The organism is Paenibacillus sp. OAE614, assembly GCF_040546645.1.
GTDB lineage: Bacteria > Bacillota > Bacilli > Paenibacillales > Paenibacillaceae > Paenibacillus_AQ > Paenibacillus_AQ favisporus.
Map to the genome: position 1 here is coordinate 919212 of NZ_JBEPOD010000001.1, position 18135 is coordinate 937346.

15 protein-coding genes and 1 pseudogene are annotated in these 18135 nt (G+C 45.8%); 9 read left to right on the forward strand and 7 right to left on the reverse strand.

What is annotated here, in order from left to right; all coding sequences use genetic code 11:
* The first annotated feature begins 13 nt into the window (after nt 1-13).
* The gene (locus ABIE48_RS04680) at nt 14-2539 is read left to right on the forward strand and encodes a DEAD/DEAH box helicase (protein WP_192715208.1); all 2526 of its coding nucleotides are present in this window, start codon (nt 14-16) and stop codon (nt 2537-2539) included.
* Between the two features lie 631 nt (nt 2540-3170).
* Nucleotides 3171-3398, forward strand: a pseudogene (locus tag ABIE48_RS04685) (helix-turn-helix domain-containing protein); the annotation flags it as partial.
* A 371-nt stretch (nt 3399-3769) separates the two neighbouring features.
* Here ABIE48_RS04685 and ABIE48_RS04690 read toward each other — a convergent pair.
* The 3 genes from ABIE48_RS04690 to ABIE48_RS04700 form a co-directional block, all read right to left on the reverse strand.
* On the reverse strand, nt 3770-5110 hold the full coding sequence (locus ABIE48_RS04690; protein ID WP_192715206.1) for a tetratricopeptide repeat protein: 1341 nt from the start codon (nt 5108-5110) through the stop codon (nt 3770-3772).
* 23 nt (nt 5111-5133) lie between these two features.
* Entirely contained in the window at nt 5134-6291 is a 1158-nt protein-coding gene (locus ABIE48_RS04695) for a HupE/UreJ family protein (RefSeq protein WP_192715205.1), read from the reverse strand.
* A gap of 82 nt (nt 6292-6373) precedes the next feature.
* Entirely contained in the window at nt 6374-7867 is a 1494-nt protein-coding gene (locus ABIE48_RS04700) for a metallophosphoesterase (RefSeq protein WP_354518392.1), read from the reverse strand.
* A gap of 338 nt (nt 7868-8205) precedes the next feature.
* Between ABIE48_RS04700 and ABIE48_RS04705 the strand changes: the two genes are divergently transcribed.
* From ABIE48_RS04705 to ABIE48_RS04720, 4 genes are all read left to right on the forward strand, one after another.
* A complete protein-coding gene (locus tag ABIE48_RS04705; RefSeq protein WP_145025251.1) occupies nt 8206-8769 on the forward strand; it encodes a hypothetical protein in 564 nt (187 codons plus the stop codon).
* Between the two features lie 31 nt (nt 8770-8800).
* Nucleotides 8801-9193 carry a hypothetical protein gene (locus ABIE48_RS04710; protein ID WP_145025249.1) on the forward strand — a complete coding sequence of 131 codons (393 nt, stop codon included), beginning with the start codon at nt 8801-8803 and terminating at the stop codon, nt 9191-9193.
* Nucleotides 9194-9285: 92 nt separating this feature from the next.
* Complete coding sequence (locus ABIE48_RS04715) at nt 9286-10605, forward strand: hypothetical protein (protein WP_192715203.1); 1320 nt, start codon at nt 9286-9288, stop codon at nt 10603-10605.
* Between the two features lie 14 nt (nt 10606-10619).
* Nucleotides 10620-11003, forward strand: coding sequence for a hypothetical protein (locus ABIE48_RS04720; protein ID WP_354518395.1), 384 nt, complete (start codon nt 10620-10622; stop codon nt 11001-11003).
* A gap of 75 nt (nt 11004-11078) precedes the next feature.
* On the opposite strand, the gene ABIE48_RS04725 is transcribed toward ABIE48_RS04720, so the two are convergent.
* The gene (locus ABIE48_RS04725) at nt 11079-11957 is read right to left on the reverse strand and encodes an AraC family transcriptional regulator (RefSeq protein ID WP_192715201.1); all 879 of its coding nucleotides are present in this window, start codon (nt 11955-11957) and stop codon (nt 11079-11081) included.
* 164 nt (nt 11958-12121) lie between these two features.
* On the opposite strand from ABIE48_RS04725, the gene ABIE48_RS04730 reads away from it, so the two are divergent.
* Nucleotides 12122-13306: a Gfo/Idh/MocA family protein gene (locus ABIE48_RS04730; RefSeq protein ID WP_192715200.1), complete on the forward strand. Its 1185-nt coding sequence runs from the start codon at nt 12122-12124 to the stop codon at nt 13304-13306.
* 49 nt (nt 13307-13355) lie between these two features.
* Entirely contained in the window at nt 13356-14441 is a 1086-nt protein-coding gene (locus tag ABIE48_RS04735) for a Gfo/Idh/MocA family protein (protein WP_192715199.1), read from the forward strand.
* Nucleotides 14442-14547: 106 nt separating this feature from the next.
* On the opposite strand, the gene ABIE48_RS04740 is transcribed toward ABIE48_RS04735, so the two are convergent.
* Together ABIE48_RS04740 and ABIE48_RS04745 are read right to left on the reverse strand one after the other, a co-directional pair.
* On the reverse strand, nt 14548-14994 hold the full coding sequence (locus ABIE48_RS04740) for a GNAT family N-acetyltransferase (protein ID WP_192715198.1): 447 nt from the start codon (nt 14992-14994) through the stop codon (nt 14548-14550).
* Nucleotides 14995-15191: 197 nt separating this feature from the next.
* Nucleotides 15192-15770 carry a TetR/AcrR family transcriptional regulator gene (locus ABIE48_RS04745; RefSeq protein ID WP_192715383.1) on the reverse strand — a complete coding sequence of 193 codons (579 nt, stop codon included), beginning with the start codon at nt 15768-15770 and terminating at the stop codon, nt 15192-15194.
* A 185-nt stretch (nt 15771-15955) separates the two neighbouring features.
* On the opposite strand from ABIE48_RS04745, the gene lpdA reads away from it, so the two are divergent.
* Nucleotides 15956-17347, forward strand: coding sequence for a dihydrolipoyl dehydrogenase (gene lpdA / locus ABIE48_RS04750; protein WP_192715197.1), 1392 nt, complete (start codon nt 15956-15958; stop codon nt 17345-17347).
* A gap of 69 nt (nt 17348-17416) precedes the next feature.
* On the opposite strand, the gene ABIE48_RS04755 is transcribed toward lpdA, so the two are convergent.
* On the reverse strand, nt 17417-17914 hold the full coding sequence (locus tag ABIE48_RS04755) for a MarR family winged helix-turn-helix transcriptional regulator (protein ID WP_192715196.1): 498 nt from the start codon (nt 17912-17914) through the stop codon (nt 17417-17419).
* Nucleotides 17915-18135 lie beyond the last annotated feature (221 nt).

Genomic DNA, 18135 nt, shown 5'->3' on the forward strand with positions numbered 1-18135 from the left:
TGGGGTGGCTTAAATGATAGATTTTGGAAAGTTACTTGAAGATTCAGAAGAAGAAGCACCTATTCATCCTAAGGAGATATTCGATACTTTGATCCGAGATCCGAAGTTTTCATATCTTCGAGGGGATCAGCAGGAGATTCTCTTAAAATGGTTTGACAGAAGAGATGATGATGATCTAATTGTTAAAATGAATACTGGAGCAGGTAAAACAACCGTTGGGTTGTTGCTTCTACAATCTTCTCTCAATGAGGGTTGTGGTCCCGCGCTATATTTGTGCCTAGACAATCAATTAGTAGATCAAGTAATAGAGGACGGAAGTAAACTGGGAGTTAGATGTGTAACTTTTGAGGCTGACAACTCAATTCCTATTGATTTTATAAATGGTAATGCTGTACTAGTGACAACTTTTCAAAAACTATTCAATGCAAAGTCAGTGTTCGGTATACAAGGTGATGTGACGAAAGTTGTTACAAATGTAGGGAGTATAGTGGTTGACGATGCACACGCTGCTTTATCAAAAGCTCGAGAAGTATTCACACTAAGCTTTAAAAGTACTCACTCATTATATAAAGAATTAGCTGGTATGTTTATGGAGAGTCTCAAGGCTCAATCTCTAGGTACAGCAACAGATATTGTTGAAGGTAGCGACAAGTTTAGTATCCTCATGGTACCTTATTGGGCGTGGATTGAGAAGGTCGAAGTTGTTACACAAAAAATTTCAGTTTATGCTCGTGATAATAACAATGATCAAGAATTAGTATTTAAATGGGCTATTGTGAGGGATTTTTTAAAACATTATCATATGTTAGTCTCTGCTGATAGGATTGAAATAACCCCAAAATGTTTGCCGATACAAAAGATACCATCGTTTAAGAAAGCAAAAAGGCGTATTTTTATGTCCGCAACTTTGAATGATGATTCTGCACTGATTAAAGACATGCAGGTCTCAAAAGAAGCAGTTTTAAGTCCACTTTCGCCGGAATCTGCAAGTGATATTGGCGAACGGATGATTCTTTCACCATTTCTGATTGATTCCAGTTTGAATACAGTAAATATTGCTGAAACTCTCTCTAAAATTAACAGTCTGAATATAGTTAGTCTCGTCGCATCTGATAATAAAGCTAAGCTATGGGAAAGGAATGTCTTTAAAAGGCCTCAGCCCCACGAAATAAAAAATGTTTTAGGTAAACTGAGATCATCTGTCGGAAACAAGGTCGTGCTTTCTAATAGGTATGATGGAGTAGATCTACCAGATGAAATGTGTAGAATACTGATAATACACGATTTACCTAATGCAACAACGTTGCTCGAGCAGTTTTGTTTGTATGCAAGACCAGAATCAAAAATGCTAAAAGTTGCACAAGCTCAGAAGATTGAGCAGGGACTAGGAAGGGCAGTAAGATCAGTAAATGATTATTGCGTGGTCCTTCTTTGTGGTTCTGACTTGGTTTCATTTGTTTCGACTAATGAGTTTGATACGTTGGTTTCTCCTCAAACTGTTGCACAGATTAAACTTGGAACACAAGTAGTTGGACTCATTAAACAGGAGACAGCAGAAACTCCGATTCAAGTTCTCCTTTCAACAATAACTAGAAGTATAGCTAGAGATGAGAAGTGGGTAAAACTACACAAACAAAAGATTGCAAAATCTAATAAACCGTTTGTGTACGTTCAATATGTAGATTCATCAGTAGTAGAAAGACAAGCATTTGATTTAGCTTGTTCAGGTCAACTTACTCAAGCGGGCGAAACTTTGTTACAATTCATAAATCAAAATCCTCAGCTTGAGGATACTGATAAGAGTTGGTTTATGCAATTGGCAGCTTCTTATTTGTATGAAGATAATAGAGCAAGAGCCATGGAGATTCAGCTTTCTTCTCACAAGATAAACACTTTCTTGCTTAAGCCTCCAGCGGGAATACAATACTCTAAAATAAATGCTCGGAATACCATTCAAGCTGCTAAAGTAAAAGAGTTTATTTCAAGATTTAGTGAGTCTAATGGAATTATTCTACATGTTAGTAATCTACTTGATAAGATTGCCTTTGCACCAGGGACTTCTAAACAATTTGAAAATGCTTTTGCAGAAATGGGGCGCTTACTTGGTTTTGAAAGCCAGGAACCAGAAAGAGAATTTGGTGTTGGTTGTGATGTTCTTTGGAACCTATACGACGATGATTATTTGATTATTGAAGCCAAAAATGAAGTGGAGATTTCAAGAACGGAAATTTATAAGTCCGAATCAGAACAGATAAGCAATAGTATGAACTGGTTCAATGATACGTATGCTGGTATGAAAGGAACTCCGGTTTTAGTTCATCCGAGTAATAAAACGCATAGAGAAGCATTTGCACCAAAAGGTACTGTTGTTCTATTACCACAGGGTTTAATGAGTTTAACTGAAAATGTAAAAGCGTTCTTTAGAGATATCGCAAGCAACCAACCTCAACATCTTACCATTTCAGAAATCGCTGCTAAATTAACTGAGTATAAATTAAATAAAAGATTAATTTATAATTATTTAATATCAGTAGAATAAAGAAAATAAAATTTGTTGATTCGCTTTACAGCGCTGTAATCGTGAAAAAGAACATCCAAATTGGTATTATCCTCTCTAATTAGACACTCCCAAAAGACCTCATGATGTTATGAGGTCGGAGAATACTTGGAGGGGATTTTTATACGGCCATCAAGGGTCAGACATTAAAGACATACACCGAGGAATTCAAACTGAGCTGTACGTGCTTATCTGAAAGGGAAAGGCGGATATGAATCGCTCAGTAAGCAACTCGGTATTCGGAGTAAGACCTAACTTATGAACTGGGTGAAGAAGTACAAAGTGGGAGAGGTTTACGACACACGTAAAGAGAGTCCTCCTAAAGTACGCCAACGTACGAAGTTTAAAACGGTGGAGGAAGGAAGAATGGACTAGCTGAAAGCGCAGGTGGATTACCTAAAAAAGCGGTATTCGAGGGAAGCTCAGCCTACACGGGCACTACAGGATTATCGAAGAATTAAAGGGACAGTTTCCAGGGACGCTGCTCTTCACCCTTGTTGGAGTCCCGAGAGCAAGCTATTACAAGGGGCAACTGCGTCCGCACGCTAGGAACGATATTCACGAGTAATGAAATCAAGAAGCACATGGTAGCGATTCACCTTCTGATCCCTATTTCGGATGTCCCCGTATGAAGGTCGCTTTGCGAGAGCTAGGATATATCATTAACAATAAGAAAGTGTGGCGACTCATGAAGAAGTTGTCGATTTCCTCGGTCATTCGGAAGAAACGCAAATCTTCCAGCTATACCCCCTCCGTCGTCTATCCCAACCGACTCAAGGGCGGAAGTTTAACGCTTTTAGCCCAAGCAAAAGCTGGCGACGGACATTACATATCTCTTTAAAATAACCCGATAAAATTGAATCTTGTACAAAGTTTAAAATCAATACATTAGACATTTAAATACATATATTAAAGAATGTTGTGAGCAATTAAGTTTACTCAATTTGGTGATTTTTTTAGCTGGCATAAAGCTTTTTAATTCCTTATTTTGGGGACGAATTGGGGACGAAAACCGCCATATTACCCCTTAAAGGAGCCTAAACGATCGTATATGTACTTTTGAAAAACCATAAAAATCAGGCTTTTTCACAATCTAGCCAATTCAAACATAATACGTATCCATCGCTGGCAGCGATGAGGTCAGGGGTTCGATCCCCCTAGGCTCCATAGAAGAAAACCCTTGGGAATCAAGGGTTTTTTGTTTTTTTATTTTCAGTTTGGCTTAATTAAATTTGAAGTTGGGGACGAATTGGGCGATTTCCGACAAAATATATTCGCCATCTGCTCCTTTTTTGAAAAAATAATGGCATAAATGATGTTTATCAATAAGGCTGCAGCGGCCGAACTCCACATTAACATCAGAAACAAGGAAGCCATGGGGTCTTTATCAGCCTCTATTACAGTGTTCATAACGATTTTCGTCCCCCTGTAAATAGTCATGTGATAGGTCATGAAAGAAGCGGCAGCCATATGCAAACAACTCATCAATACATAAACCAATCGACCTGTTTTCAATGACAGCGGGGCAAGAAGCTTTATGATCATAAGCGAAAGGATCGATAAGCCCAACTGGCCAAAGAAAACCCGCAGGTCGACTTCAGGCACTTCAATGAAGTTTAGGATCAAGACAGGACCTAGCGATATGAGGGCAAGAAGCAATAAAGGCGTGGCAAGCCGCCCGGCATATTTTCGTGAATTAATCTGCCTCCAAGATTTTAAAGGGATTAGCAATAGTACCACCGCTATAAAATACAAAAGGCAAAACATGAATCCATACAACATGTTCCTTTGGTTAATAATATGGCCTTTTTTTATTGCATAATTAAAGTCTTCTCCCGGATTCCCCAACTCCATTGCCTGATCCAAAGCTCCGATGGCCTTTTTGAAATGATGCTGCTTAACGAGAATGTCGGAATACAACTGCAGGGCCAGGGCTTTGTCTGTAGTTGACATGAGGGATTTATCAAAGTTTTGTATATATTTTTCCACATGCTCTCTCGCCTTTTGATCGTCGGCAGTTTCAAAATAGTTATTAGCCAAATAAATATGCATTTCCGGCGCAATCAATGTGTCCTCATTCTTGGATAGAATGGTTTCAACTTCCTCAAGGCTATCTTTGAGGGGAATATGGTCTTCTTCCAACTGGACTTTTCTAAAATCTCGCAATGCCTGCCATTCAGAACGTCTTTCATTCAGATAAGCGATCCTTACCCGAAAGTCATTGGCAAATTTTCCTTCAGGGAATTGGTCAAGATACTTTTTATACACGGACAACGCTTTTCCAAAATTAAAGAGGTAATCATCATAGATATGGGTCAGTTGCTTGTAGACCCTTTCATTGTTCAGTTCCGGATTCTTTATTAGGAGTTCCTCCAAAACTAAAGCTGCCTGCTCATAATTTTTGTCGGCAATGAATTGGTTCGCTTTCTTGCTGTATTCCTGTTCAAAGTCGGCAGAGCGGCTTTGAGCCATGACGGTGCCAGGACTCGTAATGAAGACAATAAAAGCAACCATGATGGAAACAAAAAAATAAGATGAAGTATTTTTCTTCATGTCGTTCTCTCTTCCTGTTATTTTTAGAACGGTATCAGCTGCAAATTGAACACCCGATCGACGAACCAGAGGAAACCAACAATAAAAATGGCTACGGATGCTACGGCGGCTACTCTTCTAATCGAGAACTTTTTCCTTATCAGGTACAGAAGGGGCATCAGGATTAAAAAGATCATCAACTGTCCCGCCTCCACGCCGACGTTAAACGAGACCACCGAGAGAACAAGATTGGATTTTCCTCTGACGAGCTCCTCGAGAGCACTGGCAAAGCCGAACCCATGCACCAATCCGAAGACAAAGGTGATCAGCCATCGATAATTGACCTGTTTTGCGAACAAGTTTTCCAACGCGATATAACAGATGGAGAGGGCAATCACACTCTCGACAAATCTAGAGTTCAGATTGATCACATGCATGGCCGCCAGCAGCAAAGTAATGCTGTGAGCCAAAGTAAATGAAGTGATAATTTTTAGGGCTTCCCGGTTGGATAAACCTATCACAATTAAAGCAACCAAAAAGGTTATGTGATCATATCCGGTCAGGATATGCTTGATTCCAAGTACTAAGAAGGTAAAGATTTGCGACTGCAAAGCGGCGGCTTTAGATTTAACCGAGAACTCAAATTCCGTATGACCGGAATCGAACGTATACATCAAATCCGGTTGGCTATAATTGAAAACCTGCTTCACCGAATCGTCATCGGCATCGGCAAAATAAATATAGCCGATACTCACATGCTGATTATTGGTTTCCTTAAACAAAAGATGGTAATTAATCTTAATCTTGTTGTCTTGCTGGTTTAAACTTAGATCACTAACCCTCATCCATGTTCTGAATACTGTCCCTTCCTTCTCCATTTTCTCTACCTTAACTGGATAAGAACGGTCATTAACGGAGACCGAGAGCTTCTCGTTCATGTAAGGTTGGATGAAATCAGTTTCCATTTTAAGGAGCTGCTCATCGGTGAGACTGTCAAGGTTAACTCCGAGTTCCTTGAACCCATTGATTTGCTGTAATATGGCGGGATCAAGGTCAATCGTGAACAGAATGCGATCCTTGCCGACGGCCCATTCTGATCCTCCTAGATACATGTCATGTGCGAAGACGGGGGTAACTCCGCCAAAAAACAAACCGAACATCAGAATCATTGGAGCTAGTTTTCGGAACCATTGTATAGGCATGATGATGCCCTCGTTTCTTCTTGAAGTTAGGAGCGGCCGCAGGTTTTCCCTGCGGCCGCTGTTTTATTTTTCAATGCGGGTACTACTTGTTGTTATCTTTCAAGCTCGGATTCACGGTGATGACCACAGTATCCGTGGCAGTGGCGCCATCATCATCTGTCACCGTAAGAATAATGGTATGGGTGCCAACAGCCAGCTTGACGCTCGGAGTGGCGTCGGTGGCAATCGTGGTTTCCCCCTCTTTCCAGACATAGGAAGAGATCGTTCCGTCCTGATCCAAGCTTTTGGTCCCGTCTAGGGTAATCATTTCGTAACCCGGATCTTTGGGTCCGGTTCTTTTCGGTGCGTTTACATTATTGCAGCTGTTGCCGTTGCAGTCGTCAGTCACCGTCTGGTCAAGTCCGGCATCAGCAGCGGGTACCTTGTTGTTGTTGAGCGTCACGGTCTCAATGACCGAGCCGTCAATCCGGCGGGAAGTGACTTTCATAGTTTTTCCATTCACATCGAACTCGGATAGGAAGTACGCACTTTCGGCTTTAACAATGTTCGGCCATGTCGGATCTACTGCATACGAAGGAGCGCCGCCGCCGCCGGAGGTGAGGTACTCGATCCCTTCGTATTCCGCACGGGCATAGTTATGGTTATGTCCGTTGAGGTACAACTGTACTCCATACTGCTTCAGGAGGGGATGGATGACATTCTGAACATTCGTGTCGTTTCCATGAGTACCGGCACCCCACGCTGGATTGTGGGCCATCACAATCTTCCACGGTTTGGTTGTGGAGGCAAGGTCGTTGACCAGCCAGTTGTACTGAGCCGAGCCGGGTTTATAGTCGGAATACTCGTCCAGTACTGTAATATGAATCGGGCCGTAATCGAAGGACCAGTAGAAATTAGACACGTACGGGTAAGGGAAGTACTTTCCATAGACAGATCCTGCTCCCTCATGGTTGCCCCTTGCTCCAACCATAGGAACCTCGGACTGGAGAGTGTGCAGCTGAGGGTAGGTGGATCCGGGAACGAAGTATTGAGCTGTCCAGTTGCTCTCCGTATCGCTCGAGGCAATATCCCCGCTGTTCAAGAGAATAGTCTGGTAGGCAGGATCGGCGGCATAAGCCTTAAGCGCCAGGCCGGCTACCTGCTCCTGATAGCTTGGTTGGGTACGGCTGTCGCCGTAAGACAGGAACTTCACGGAAGTAGCATCGTCCGCAGGCGCGGTGACGAAAGAACCAGTCTGACCGTCTACATCATAGTAATATTTGGTAGCCGGCTTCAGCCCATTGATGGTGAACTTGTGCTGGTGGTCGGTACCGTATGTCCCGACGGTCTCTTGTCCCATCGTATAGGAAGTATCGGTACCCCATTTGATGACATTTGCTTGGTCATCGCTCGTCTGCCAAAGTAGGCTCATTGAGGTGTTGGAACCTTCGAACAGCAAATACGGGCTTTTAATAAAGTTGCTTTCAGCTGACGCATTGAACATACCAACCGTAAAAAGAAGAGTACTAACACTTACAAGTGCGGTTACGCTTTTCCACTTGCCTTTCAACTTGCCTATTAATTTTTCCTTCATCATGAACTTCCTCTCAACTTCATTCTAGTAGTCGGAGACACAGGAAACCGCTTCCCAACCTCCTTTCACCCACTGACATTTTTAAGAAATTACGGTTAACAGGTTTCTTCCGACTGTCCGAGCAAATCACATCTTACTCGTCTAACGTAAATTCTGTTGTAAGAGTTCTTTAAGCTAATATTAATGTTCTCAAGTCCCACCATATCGTAATGTTATTGAATCCTTTAATAGAATCAATAATTTTTCAGTTTCCTGAACTTGCTATGATATTCCCCTTACAATTCTTCTGTAAACTTCATTGAGATAATAATAGCAATCAACGAGAGAGAGATGGACAGCCGATGAAATCATTGTTCACTGCAAGAGATTTTGCGGTTACGCAAGCTTGTGTAGCCGCTGCCCTTTTTTTATCTATTCCTTTGGTCAATGTGATCGGATTCAGCAACCATAAGCTTGAAGCCGTCCTTCACGGATTGGGGGCAACCGTCACTGTTATCATGAGCTGCCAAATGATTCACCTGACCTATCCCATGCTGCGGGGCAAGAAAGGGGCTGCGGCAAAACTGGAATGGGTGCTCTGGCTCACGAATGTTATGGTTCTGCTCACGATCGTGTTCGGTAACTGGCTCTACATCGCATACCGGGGACCTGACGGTCCGCAGGAATGGCTGATGTTCCACAGCCCCGAGGTACATTTGATCCTCATGGAATATAAAGAATTCGTCTCGCTGTATCCGCTCCCCTTGGGAATTGCGGCAGGCTTTTTATTGCGCCGGTTTCGCCATACGCTCAAACCTGGCTCGGCGGTTAGCGGAATCATCGCTTTATTGATCACGCTATTCTGGATCTGTCTGCTGATTGGATTTGCGTTTGGCATCGGCATAGCGAAACTGAGAATGGTATGAATCTGAAGACGATCCACTGGGGGAGAACATCATGAAAAAAGACAAGCAACGAAAAACGGGCGAGGTCGCATCCGTTCTGCTGTCAGTATATCTCGGTATCCTTGCGACAACGGCCAGTCACTTATGGAGTTATTACAATCCGCTCAAAGCGAATGCGATTTTGCTGAAGATAGGCTCCTGGATTCCCTCTTGGTGGGGTATCGGTCCCTATGCCGGTAAAGAAACGGTAGGACTGCTCGTTTGGTTGGTCTCATGGGCTATATTCCACTGGACGATCGGACGGAAAGAGGTTGATCTGAGACCATGGACGATCGGATTTGCCATTGCCTTTGTTGGCAATCTGATCATCCTGTGGCCTACGGTTTACCACACGATCCTGTGGTGGCCAGCCCTTCCGAACACGCTGCCCGGAGGTGAAGGTTAGCCATGCTGATTATTTCCAAATATAAACTCTCATTATCGCTGCTGGTATTCATTTGTGTTCTTTGGTGTTCTTTTTATTGGACAAGAGTGCCGATGGCAGGATTCAAAACATCCGCCGCATCGTCCATCTCATTTCGATTCGGTTATTTTAGTGAGCAGGGAGGGGAAATCGGGGATTCGCTCAAGCAATTCCAAGACATTTCGTACTTTGTCGCATCCGATCAGTGGCTGCAGAATCATCCGGAAGCGCAAGCATCCCAGATTTATCCCATATATGACAGTTCCACAACGGAACAGCGTTTCAACCAAGCTTATCCCCATGTGCCTACCGGGACTCTTCCGGGTTACGGGAAAACGGTGTATGCGGCCAGTCATGGCAACACCAGGATGTTCTTCCTGAACGCCGATCGGTTATCGGGTGCGGGAGACGATCAGTTGGATTGGATTCGCAGGACGGCTAATGAAAATAAGAAGCTTTTCAACTTCGTCTGGCTGAGCAAAGATCCGAAGCTTCCCGAAGTATGGAACGCGTTCAGAACCGCCGGAATTAACGCAGTTTTCATCGGTGATTCCGTATATGTTCTTCAATTGGCCGTTACGCAGCAGTCTTCCGATGATATGCCCAACGAATATGAGGGCTGGGAAGTTTGGGATTTGAACAGGCTGAAGGAAAAGCCCTTCATTACGGTATTGGAAGCCACAGATAATACGTTGTTCATTAAAGCTGAAAATAAACAAGGACAGGTGCTGGATCAACTGGAACAGGATGCGCAGAATCTGGCATCTTGGAATCTGACGACGTTGAAGGAAAAACAGGAAATCCCTCTCGTGGGGATTCAATCTATATGGCGCTATCATCCGGGCAGCGAGGCAATCAAATCCGCTTTACCGGAAGGGGTGGACCTGGTGGGAGAGGGGCCGATCATTGAAACATCTCATACGGAAACGGTTCCACTGCCTGCTAACGATTGGCGCAGTCCGGAATACAACGATTCCGACTGGAAGTTCGGCAGGGCTCCTTTGGGAAATACGAATAACAAGGAGCGGCAGACTTATGTTCAAACAAACTTGGAGGCCGTAAAATCCCCAACTTATTATTTTCGCAAGTCGTTTGACTTGGATGTCGATCCGAAGGAGCTATCCGATTTAGTTTTGAATATCGCCTATGAGGACGGTTACGCCGTTTATCTGAACGGCCAGGAAGTATCCCGGGACGCCATTCTATCGGGGATCTTAACTGAATCCTCGCTGGCATTTCCAAATGAGTTTTCCTTTTATCGAAGAGTTGATCTAAAAGCCCATTTGAACAAGCTGCTGAAGGGTGCTAATGTCATAGCTGTTGAGGTGCACCGCAGCCACCCCTCCTCGCCCAATCTGTTCTTTGACCTGGCATTGTCTGTTGAATCAGAATGAAAGGAACGTGGATCATGCGGATAAACCTGATGAATTTCATAAGTAAGCCTGCAATGAGAATCGGCTCATCGTTCTTGTTGATCGTCTGCCTTGCCAGCATGATGACGGGATGTGTCCCCGCACCAACCAGCCCAGTCCCCCTGGCCGAGATTGCCGTTACAAATGGACACCTATTGGTACAAAACCACACCGGACATGTATGGTTCAATGCCAAAATCACTATCGATGACAAGTACACTTATAAAGTGGATGTACTGCCTGCCGTCAAATCCAGCCTGCCGTTATCCGATTTCGTTGACGATCAGGGCCATAGTTACAAGCGCAGGCTGCTGAGCGTGCGCAATGTAACGATCGATGTGCACGATACGATGGGCAATATAAGGCATTTTCGTTGGTAATTCGCGGCCAATGAAAATCAAGAAGAAAACCCTTGGGAATCAAGGGTTTTCTTGTTCTTTTATTTTATTATGATTTTAAGCCCTGGCCCACTTCTTCCGATACTGGTGTGGGGTAGTGCCCATGCGCTGCTTGAACAATTTACAAAAATAAGAGCTGTTCGCCAAACCAATCTCCTCAGCAATGAGCGAGATTGGTTTTTTAGTAGTCGTTAACAGCAGAACGGATTGATGGACCCGGCGGGCCATGATGTACTCGGAGATGCTGATGCCTGTCGCCTCTTTGAAGAGATGCGATACATGATAAGAGGATAAATGCAGCGACCTAGCCATGTCGTCCAATCGAAACGGTAACGTATAGTTGGCCTCGATCCATGTCAATATGTGCTCCACCTGATGATTTTGGCGAAGGGCCGGTTTGGGCAGCCCGGCTTCCGTCCGCTGATCCCATACGTGTTGGATCGAACGGTACAGCATGACGAGAAATAAAGAAAATTCCTCATATCTTTCTGCCTCTGAAAGCATCGGTAATTGATCATCCAGGCTTCTGTAGACAGCGTCCAAGATGTGAAGTTCATCGCCGGTGTCATACAAGCACGGAACAGGGAGTTCACCTAAATACATGAATTTATAAAAGGAGTGCAGAGAAGGCCATTTTTCAAAATAAGACTCAAACATCGTCGGTTCAAAGGTCACAAGGGAACGTTCGAAGCATTGGCCTTCGTCGTATTCGAGCTTGAGATGATGAAGCTGATAAGGCTGAAAAATGCAGAGCATGCCCGGTTTGATGTCGTAGCGGTTGTTATTGACGATCATCGTCCCTTTCCCTTGATGGATCAACAATATTTCCACCCCGAGGTGGGAATGGAAGGTTTCTTTGTGCTCATAGTTGACGCTCTTACGTTTATAGGCAAAATGCAGGGGCACCTCGCTATAGTTACCCGCTACAAAAGACATGGCCGCTGCCTCCTTCTTCCCCCGTATGTACTCGCTTTCGATCTATTCTATCGCAGAACCGCAACCCAGTGTTATTTTTTCCCCCACAGCGAAGCACAATGTTCTCGCAGCTTCAGTTAATATCCTTATATGCCAATGAAGAAAGCTCAGGGGAGGTTAAATGGATGATCAAGGTTGCGATTATTGGGACCGGGGCGATTTCGTCCGCTCATATCGAAGGTTATCTGCAGTTGAAGGACCGCTGCCAAATTGTCGCGTTATGCGATCTTTATCCCGAGAAAGCCGAAAGCAAGCGGGAGCAATACGGTTTGGACGCTGTCATCGTTAAGGATTACAAGGAACTGCTTGATCAGGAGATCGACCTCGTTTCCGTTTGTATGCCTCCGTTTGTTCATGCGCCTGTTACTATTGATTTTCTTAATGCAGGCAGTCATGTGATCGTGGAAAAGCCCATGGCTTCTTCTCTTGAAGAATGCGACGCCATGATCAAAGCTGCGGAACAAAACGGGAAAGTATTATCCGTCATTGCCCAAAATCGCTTCAGAAATCCGATTATGAAGCTGAAGCACGTTGTGGACAGCGGATTGGCCGGCAGGATTGTTCATGCCCAGGTGGATTCGCATTGGTGGCGGGGCCATTGCTATTACGATCTATGGTGGCGCGGCACGTGGGAGAAGGAGGGAGGCGGTCCGACGCTGAATCATGCGGTTCATCATATCGACGCCTTGCTCTGGATGCTGGGTCAGCCCAGCGAGCTTCAGGCTTATATGAGCAACGTCGCGCATGACAATGCGGAAGTGGAGGATCTGTCCATCGCGATTTTGAAATATCCGAACGGCAGCTTAGGGCAAATTACAAGCTCCGTCGTTCATCATGGTGAAGAACAGCAGTTTATTTTCCAGGGTGAGCATGCCCGGATCTCGGCGCCGTGGCGGGTCACAGCTTCCAGGTCACTGCCGAACGGCTTCCCGGAGCGGGAACCATCTCTAGAGGACAAAATTCAGCAATACTACAACGAACTGCCGGATCTGCCATATGAAGGCCATACGGCACAGATCGACAATGTGCTGAATGCCATCGAGACCGGGGCGCCGGTATGGATTGATGGAATCTGCGGACGGAATACGTTGGAACTCATTATGAGTATTTACAAATCCGCCAGCACCGGAGAAAAGGTCAAACTTCCCCTGCAGCAGGACGATCCATTTTATACGCGGGAAGGCCTAATGAAGAATGCACCACATTTTTACGAAAAGGGCAGCAGCATTGAAAATTTTGCGGATCTGAAAATAACGACAGGAAGCCGTTACGGCGGCGTAACGAACGGACAAACGTCAGGCGAACAGTAAATCCCGATCATCGGGATGGAGAACCTTAAACGCGAAAGGGATGAAGGAAATGCAGAAGAACGACGGAATGAATTATGCCCCGAAAGGAAAACCCAATCCAGTAGTCGGGCCGGGTGAATTTGTGATCGCCGCGGTGGCGCTCGATCATGGGCACATCTATGGAATGGTCAACGGACTGATCGAGGCAGGCGCTACATTAAAGTGGGTTTATGACCGTGACCGGGCCAAAGCTGAAGCATTCGCACGAACCTATCCTCAAGTAACGATTGCAGCCTCCGAGGAAGAGATTCTGGCAGATCCGCAGGTTCAGCTTGTTGCAGGAGCAGCCATTACTTCGGAACGCTGTGCGCTGGGGCTTCGGGTGATGGACGCAGGCAAAGATTATTTTACGGATAAAGCCCCCTTTACAACGCTTGCGCAGCTGGAGTCGGCCCGCGCCAAAGTGCGTGAAACCGGAAGAAAGTATATGGTTTATTACAGCGAAAGGCTGCATGTCGAATCGGCGGTTTATGCCGGGCAGCTCATTGAGCAGGGCGCGATTGGGCGGGTGCTGCAGGTGACGGGATTCGGACCGCATCGATTAAATGCTTCGTCTCGACCGGAGTGGTTTTTTCAAAAGAAGCAATACGGAGGTATTCTATGCGATATTGGCAGCCACCAGGTCGAGCAGTTTCTTTTTTATGCGGGTTGTAAACAAGCGGAGGTTCTGCACAGTAAAGTGGCAAACTACAATAACCCTGAATATCCGGAGCTTGAGGATTTTGGCGATGCTACCCTGCTAGGGGACAACGGGGCCACGCAATATTTCCGGGTGGACTGGTTTACGCCGGACGGCTTAGGTTCATGGGGAGACGGCCGTACGATCATCTTGGGAACCAAAGGTTATATTGAGCTAAGAAAATATATCGATATCGCCCGCGACCGGACCGGCAATCATGTTTACCTGGTCAATCAGGAAGGGGAATACTATTTTCATGTTGGCGGACAGGTTGGATATCCGTTCTTTGGAGAACTCATTCTTGACTGTCTGAACCGGACCGAAAATGCCATGACGCAGGAGCATGCGTTTATGGCGGCGGAATTGTGTTTGAAAGCGCAGGAAATGGCGATGAACGTGACCCGAAGCGGCAGCTGACTGTATGAGTAAGCCATGAAGGTCATGGGTCAGCTGCTTAAAACTGCTTCTGTTAAAAATAAGCTGGGGAGGGCCGCGTATGTATCATACATCCCTCCCTTATTCGTTATTTAGGTTGATTTGTCAGTTGTTTGACCATGAGGATATGAGGTATGCCATCTTCCATAAATTCCTCCGAAGAAGTTCGATACCCAAGTTTCTTATAGAACCCTTCCGCCTGACTTTGCCCTTGCAATTTAACCTGCTGTACCCCTTTGTCTTTAGCGATTTCTTCTAACGATGCAATGATCCTTCTCCCGATTCCGAATTTGCGGTAAGGCTGCAGGATGCAAATCCGCTCCAGCTTCCCGGATCCTTCATGAATTCGTATCCTTCCCGTCCCGACGGGCTGATCATCATAATAGGCGATGATGTGCTCACATGGTCCACCCAAAGTATCAAACTCGTCGAATTCATCATTCAGCGGCACGCCCTGTTCCTCAACAAATACGTTCCTCCGGATAGCAAATGCAGCCTCTAACTCTTCAGGTAGATTAATTCTTTGGGTTAACAATCGTTTTCGTCCCTTTCATGATGTATTCAATGATCGTGATTCAAATTATAGGACGAATTATATTGTAAATGCAATAAAAATAAATCTCTGCGGTTGAAAACACCAACGAGAAGCAAAAAAGCCCCAAATAACGGGGCTTGAAAAAATCATATTGGTTGGTCTGATGACAAAAATGCTGTGACCATCTCAATCTCAATTTAGCTCTGTGCGCTTGTCTTGATAAGATCTTTGGCATGCTGCCTTCCTGTCGATAATAGACTGTCACTCAGCTCGGCATCACTAACGGAACGCGCCAGTACAATCGTGCCGACCATAAGGCTCAGCAAAGCTTGGCCAGTCAGTGGATCGACTTCTGCCAGGTCAGAGATTAAATCAATCATGCGCTGCAGCTCCTCGGTAAAGACTTGGCGCACCTCTTCGGACATTCGGGATACTTCAGCGGAAAGGGCGGGAAGAATGCAGCCCACCTCGGTCTGGTCGCGATGCTGCGGACTCAAATAAAAATGAATGACCGCGTGGATCTTGGGTGCTTCCTTTTCCTGGTCCGCCGCCTTCTGCAGCAGGGCAATGGTCTCGCTGATCGCAAAGCGGCAAGTTTCAGCGACCAATTGCTCTTTATTGTCAAAGTGTGAATAGAACCCCCCATGCGTCAGACCGGCCCCCTTCATAATAAAGGGAACGCTGATGTCGCGTACTCCGCTGGCTCGAATGGCTTTGGCTGCACTCTCAATAATACGGCCGCGAACCTTTAATTTATGACCTTCCGGATAAGGCAAAGCAATCACTCCTAGTGGCAAAAAACGCATTTTAAAATATTATAGGCATCATAATAAAATGTGTCAATTTCACTCGGTCCAATCGTTTGGTTTTGCGGCAAATGGGCAGATGATATTGACTGTTGTAAAATATGATGACTATAATATATTACGTTCATCATATTTTATTTCGGAGGTGTAAAGTTATGATTGACCTTAAATCGGTAGACACCCTGGTAATAGGATCGGGTCCGGGAGGTTATGTGGCGGCGCTTCGGTCAGCACAGCTTGGAATGACAACGGCTGTCGTTGAGCGCGGCCGGGTCGGTGGAGTGTGCACCAATATAGGCTGCATTCCTTCCAAAGCGTTGATTGGGGAGGCGCATCGCTTCAAGCAGCGTAAGCAATGGAATCACACAGTTGCTGCTGCTGTTGCTTCCTTTGAGGATGCTCAGGCCTTCAAACAAGCCGTCGTGAACAAGCAAGCCGGTGGAGTTCAATATTTGTTAAAGACGGCCGGAGTTCCGATTCTTGAAGGAGAGGCCCGCTTGATTGACGAGCACACCGCTTCCATTCAACAAGCGGGAGCCGAACAAAGGATTTCTTTTAAACACGCCATCTTAGCAACCGGTTCTCGTCCAATTGAGCTTGCGGCTTTGCTCTACGGCGGACGTATTATGTCTTCCACTGAAGCGTTGTCCCTTTCACAAATTCCATCGAGCCTGGTCGTTATCGGCGGCGGTTATATCGGCGTTGAACTGGGGCAAATGTATGCCAAATTCGGAACCAAAGTTACGATTCTGGAGGGAGGAGGACAGGTGCTTCCCGGATTTGAGGCGGACCTTGTGGCTCCGGTTGTACGGCAGTTAAACGAAGACGGTGTAACCATCATTACGGAGGCTATAGCCGTCCATGCAGAACAGGATGCGGGCGGGCTGACACTCCGCTATGTATGTCAAAATGAGCAGCGTACTGTTAGAGCAGAATATGCGCTGGTGACTGTCGGAAGAAGACCGAATACGGACGGCGGATTAGGGCTCGAGAACATCGGCTTGCAGACAAAAGTCAGGGGGCTGGTCGAAACGGACGCTCAGTGCAGAACGGCGGTTCCGCATATATTTGCGATCGGTGATATTACGGAAGGTCCGGCTCTGGCCCATAAAGCTTCCTACGAAGCTAAAGTCGCGGCAGAAGCTATCGCCGGCAAACCTTCTATCGTGGATTACAGAGCTATTCCGCTTGTTGTGTTTTCCGAACCTGAATTGGCCAGCGTTGGTCTGACAGAGACGGCATGCAAGGAACAAGGCATCCCGGTTATCGTGGGCAAATCCTCCTTTAGTATTAATGGCAGAGCTTTGGCACTGAAAGAAGAGCCAGGATTTGTGAAAATTATTGCGGATCAAGCGTCGGGGATCGTTAAAGGAGCGCAAATCGTAGGCATAGAGGCGTCAACCCTCATATCGGAGCTGGCCTTGGCGATCGAGATGGGAGCGACCGTAGAGGACCTGGCGATGACGATTCATCCCCATCCTACGTTAGGGGAAGTCATTATGGAGGCGGCCGAGAACGCGGTGAGAAAAATGAGAATGGCAAAATAAATGCGGACTTTTACCCAAAAAGAAAAGCCATTTGCTTGAGCAAACGGCTTTCATGATGGCGATTCATACTCAGCTCATCATGTCTTTCTCGTTCTTCATCTTGTTCATCTCGGTTAAAGTCATCTCATTGCACTGCCGGATGAAGTTCAAAATCAGCTGCAGTTCCTGCTCCGTATACTGCGAGACGATCTCGAGCGTCGATTGCATGATCGATTGGAACAATGGAGAGATGGATGCCGAGCCTTCCGGCACCGGTTTGACGACGACACGTCTGCGATCGTTCGGATCCTTATCCCGGGTGACATAACCCGCTTGTTCGAGCCGGTCGATGACACTGGTCACAGCACCGGTTGTAAGCCCGGTTAACTGGGCCAGCCGGCCGGCCGTGACAGGTCCGGCTTGATTCAAGTAATCCAGGCATTTGTGGTCGGTGGCGTTCAAACCCAATCGTTCCGAAATGAGCTGATGGAACATCACGGCACGGGTGCTGTTCTGGCGCAGCTCGTGCACCATTTCCTGCTGTAAAGAAGCGAGTTCGGGTGACACGCGGTCCTTTTCTTTTGACATCTTGATTCCTCCGCGTATGCGACTTATGTCTTTTCTCGTTAAGATAAACATTATATTAAGATGATTTGCCAATCAAGACTTATTTACTCTACATAGTCACATTATGGCGTCTATTTCGACCCAATCCACGAAAAAGACGGTTTTACGCAATAGGAAGGAGGATTAAGGATCAGCAGCGAAGGACCTGCAATGAAGCAGAAAGAAAACCCTTGTTAATTAAG

Coding starts and splice junctions, on each gene's coding strand:
- lpdA (WP_192715197.1), top strand. CDS start 15,956: ATGATTGACCTTAAATCGGTAGACACCCTGGTAATAGGATCGGGTCCG.
- ABIE48_RS04755 (WP_192715196.1), bottom strand. CDS start 17,914: ATGTCAAAAGAAAAGGACCGCGTGTCACCCGAACTCGCTTCTTTACAG.
- ABIE48_RS04715 (WP_192715203.1), top strand. CDS start 9,286: ATGGCAGGATTCAAAACATCCGCCGCATCGTCCATCTCATTTCGATTC.
- ABIE48_RS04705 (WP_145025251.1), top strand. CDS start 8,206: ATGAAATCATTGTTCACTGCAAGAGATTTTGCGGTTACGCAAGCTTGT.
- ABIE48_RS04700 (WP_354518392.1), bottom strand. CDS start 7,867: ATGATGAAGGAAAAATTAATAGGCAAGTTGAAAGGCAAGTGGAAAAGC.
- ABIE48_RS04710 (WP_145025249.1), top strand. CDS start 8,801: ATGAAAAAAGACAAGCAACGAAAAACGGGCGAGGTCGCATCCGTTCTG.
- ABIE48_RS04720 (WP_354518395.1), top strand. CDS start 10,620: ATGCGGATAAACCTGATGAATTTCATAAGTAAGCCTGCAATGAGAATC.
- ABIE48_RS04680 (WP_192715208.1), top strand. CDS start 14: ATGATAGATTTTGGAAAGTTACTTGAAGATTCAGAAGAAGAAGCACCT.
- ABIE48_RS04690 (WP_192715206.1), bottom strand. CDS start 5,110: ATGAAGAAAAATACTTCATCTTATTTTTTTGTTTCCATCATGGTTGCT.
- ABIE48_RS04725 (WP_192715201.1), bottom strand. CDS start 11,957: ATGTCTTTTGTAGCGGGTAACTATAGCGAGGTGCCCCTGCATTTTGCC.
- ABIE48_RS04735 (WP_192715199.1), top strand. CDS start 13,356: ATGCAGAAGAACGACGGAATGAATTATGCCCCGAAAGGAAAACCCAAT.
- ABIE48_RS04695 (WP_192715205.1), bottom strand. CDS start 6,291: ATGCCTATACAATGGTTCCGAAAACTAGCTCCAATGATTCTGATGTTC.
- ABIE48_RS04730 (WP_192715200.1), top strand. CDS start 12,122: ATGATCAAGGTTGCGATTATTGGGACCGGGGCGATTTCGTCCGCTCAT.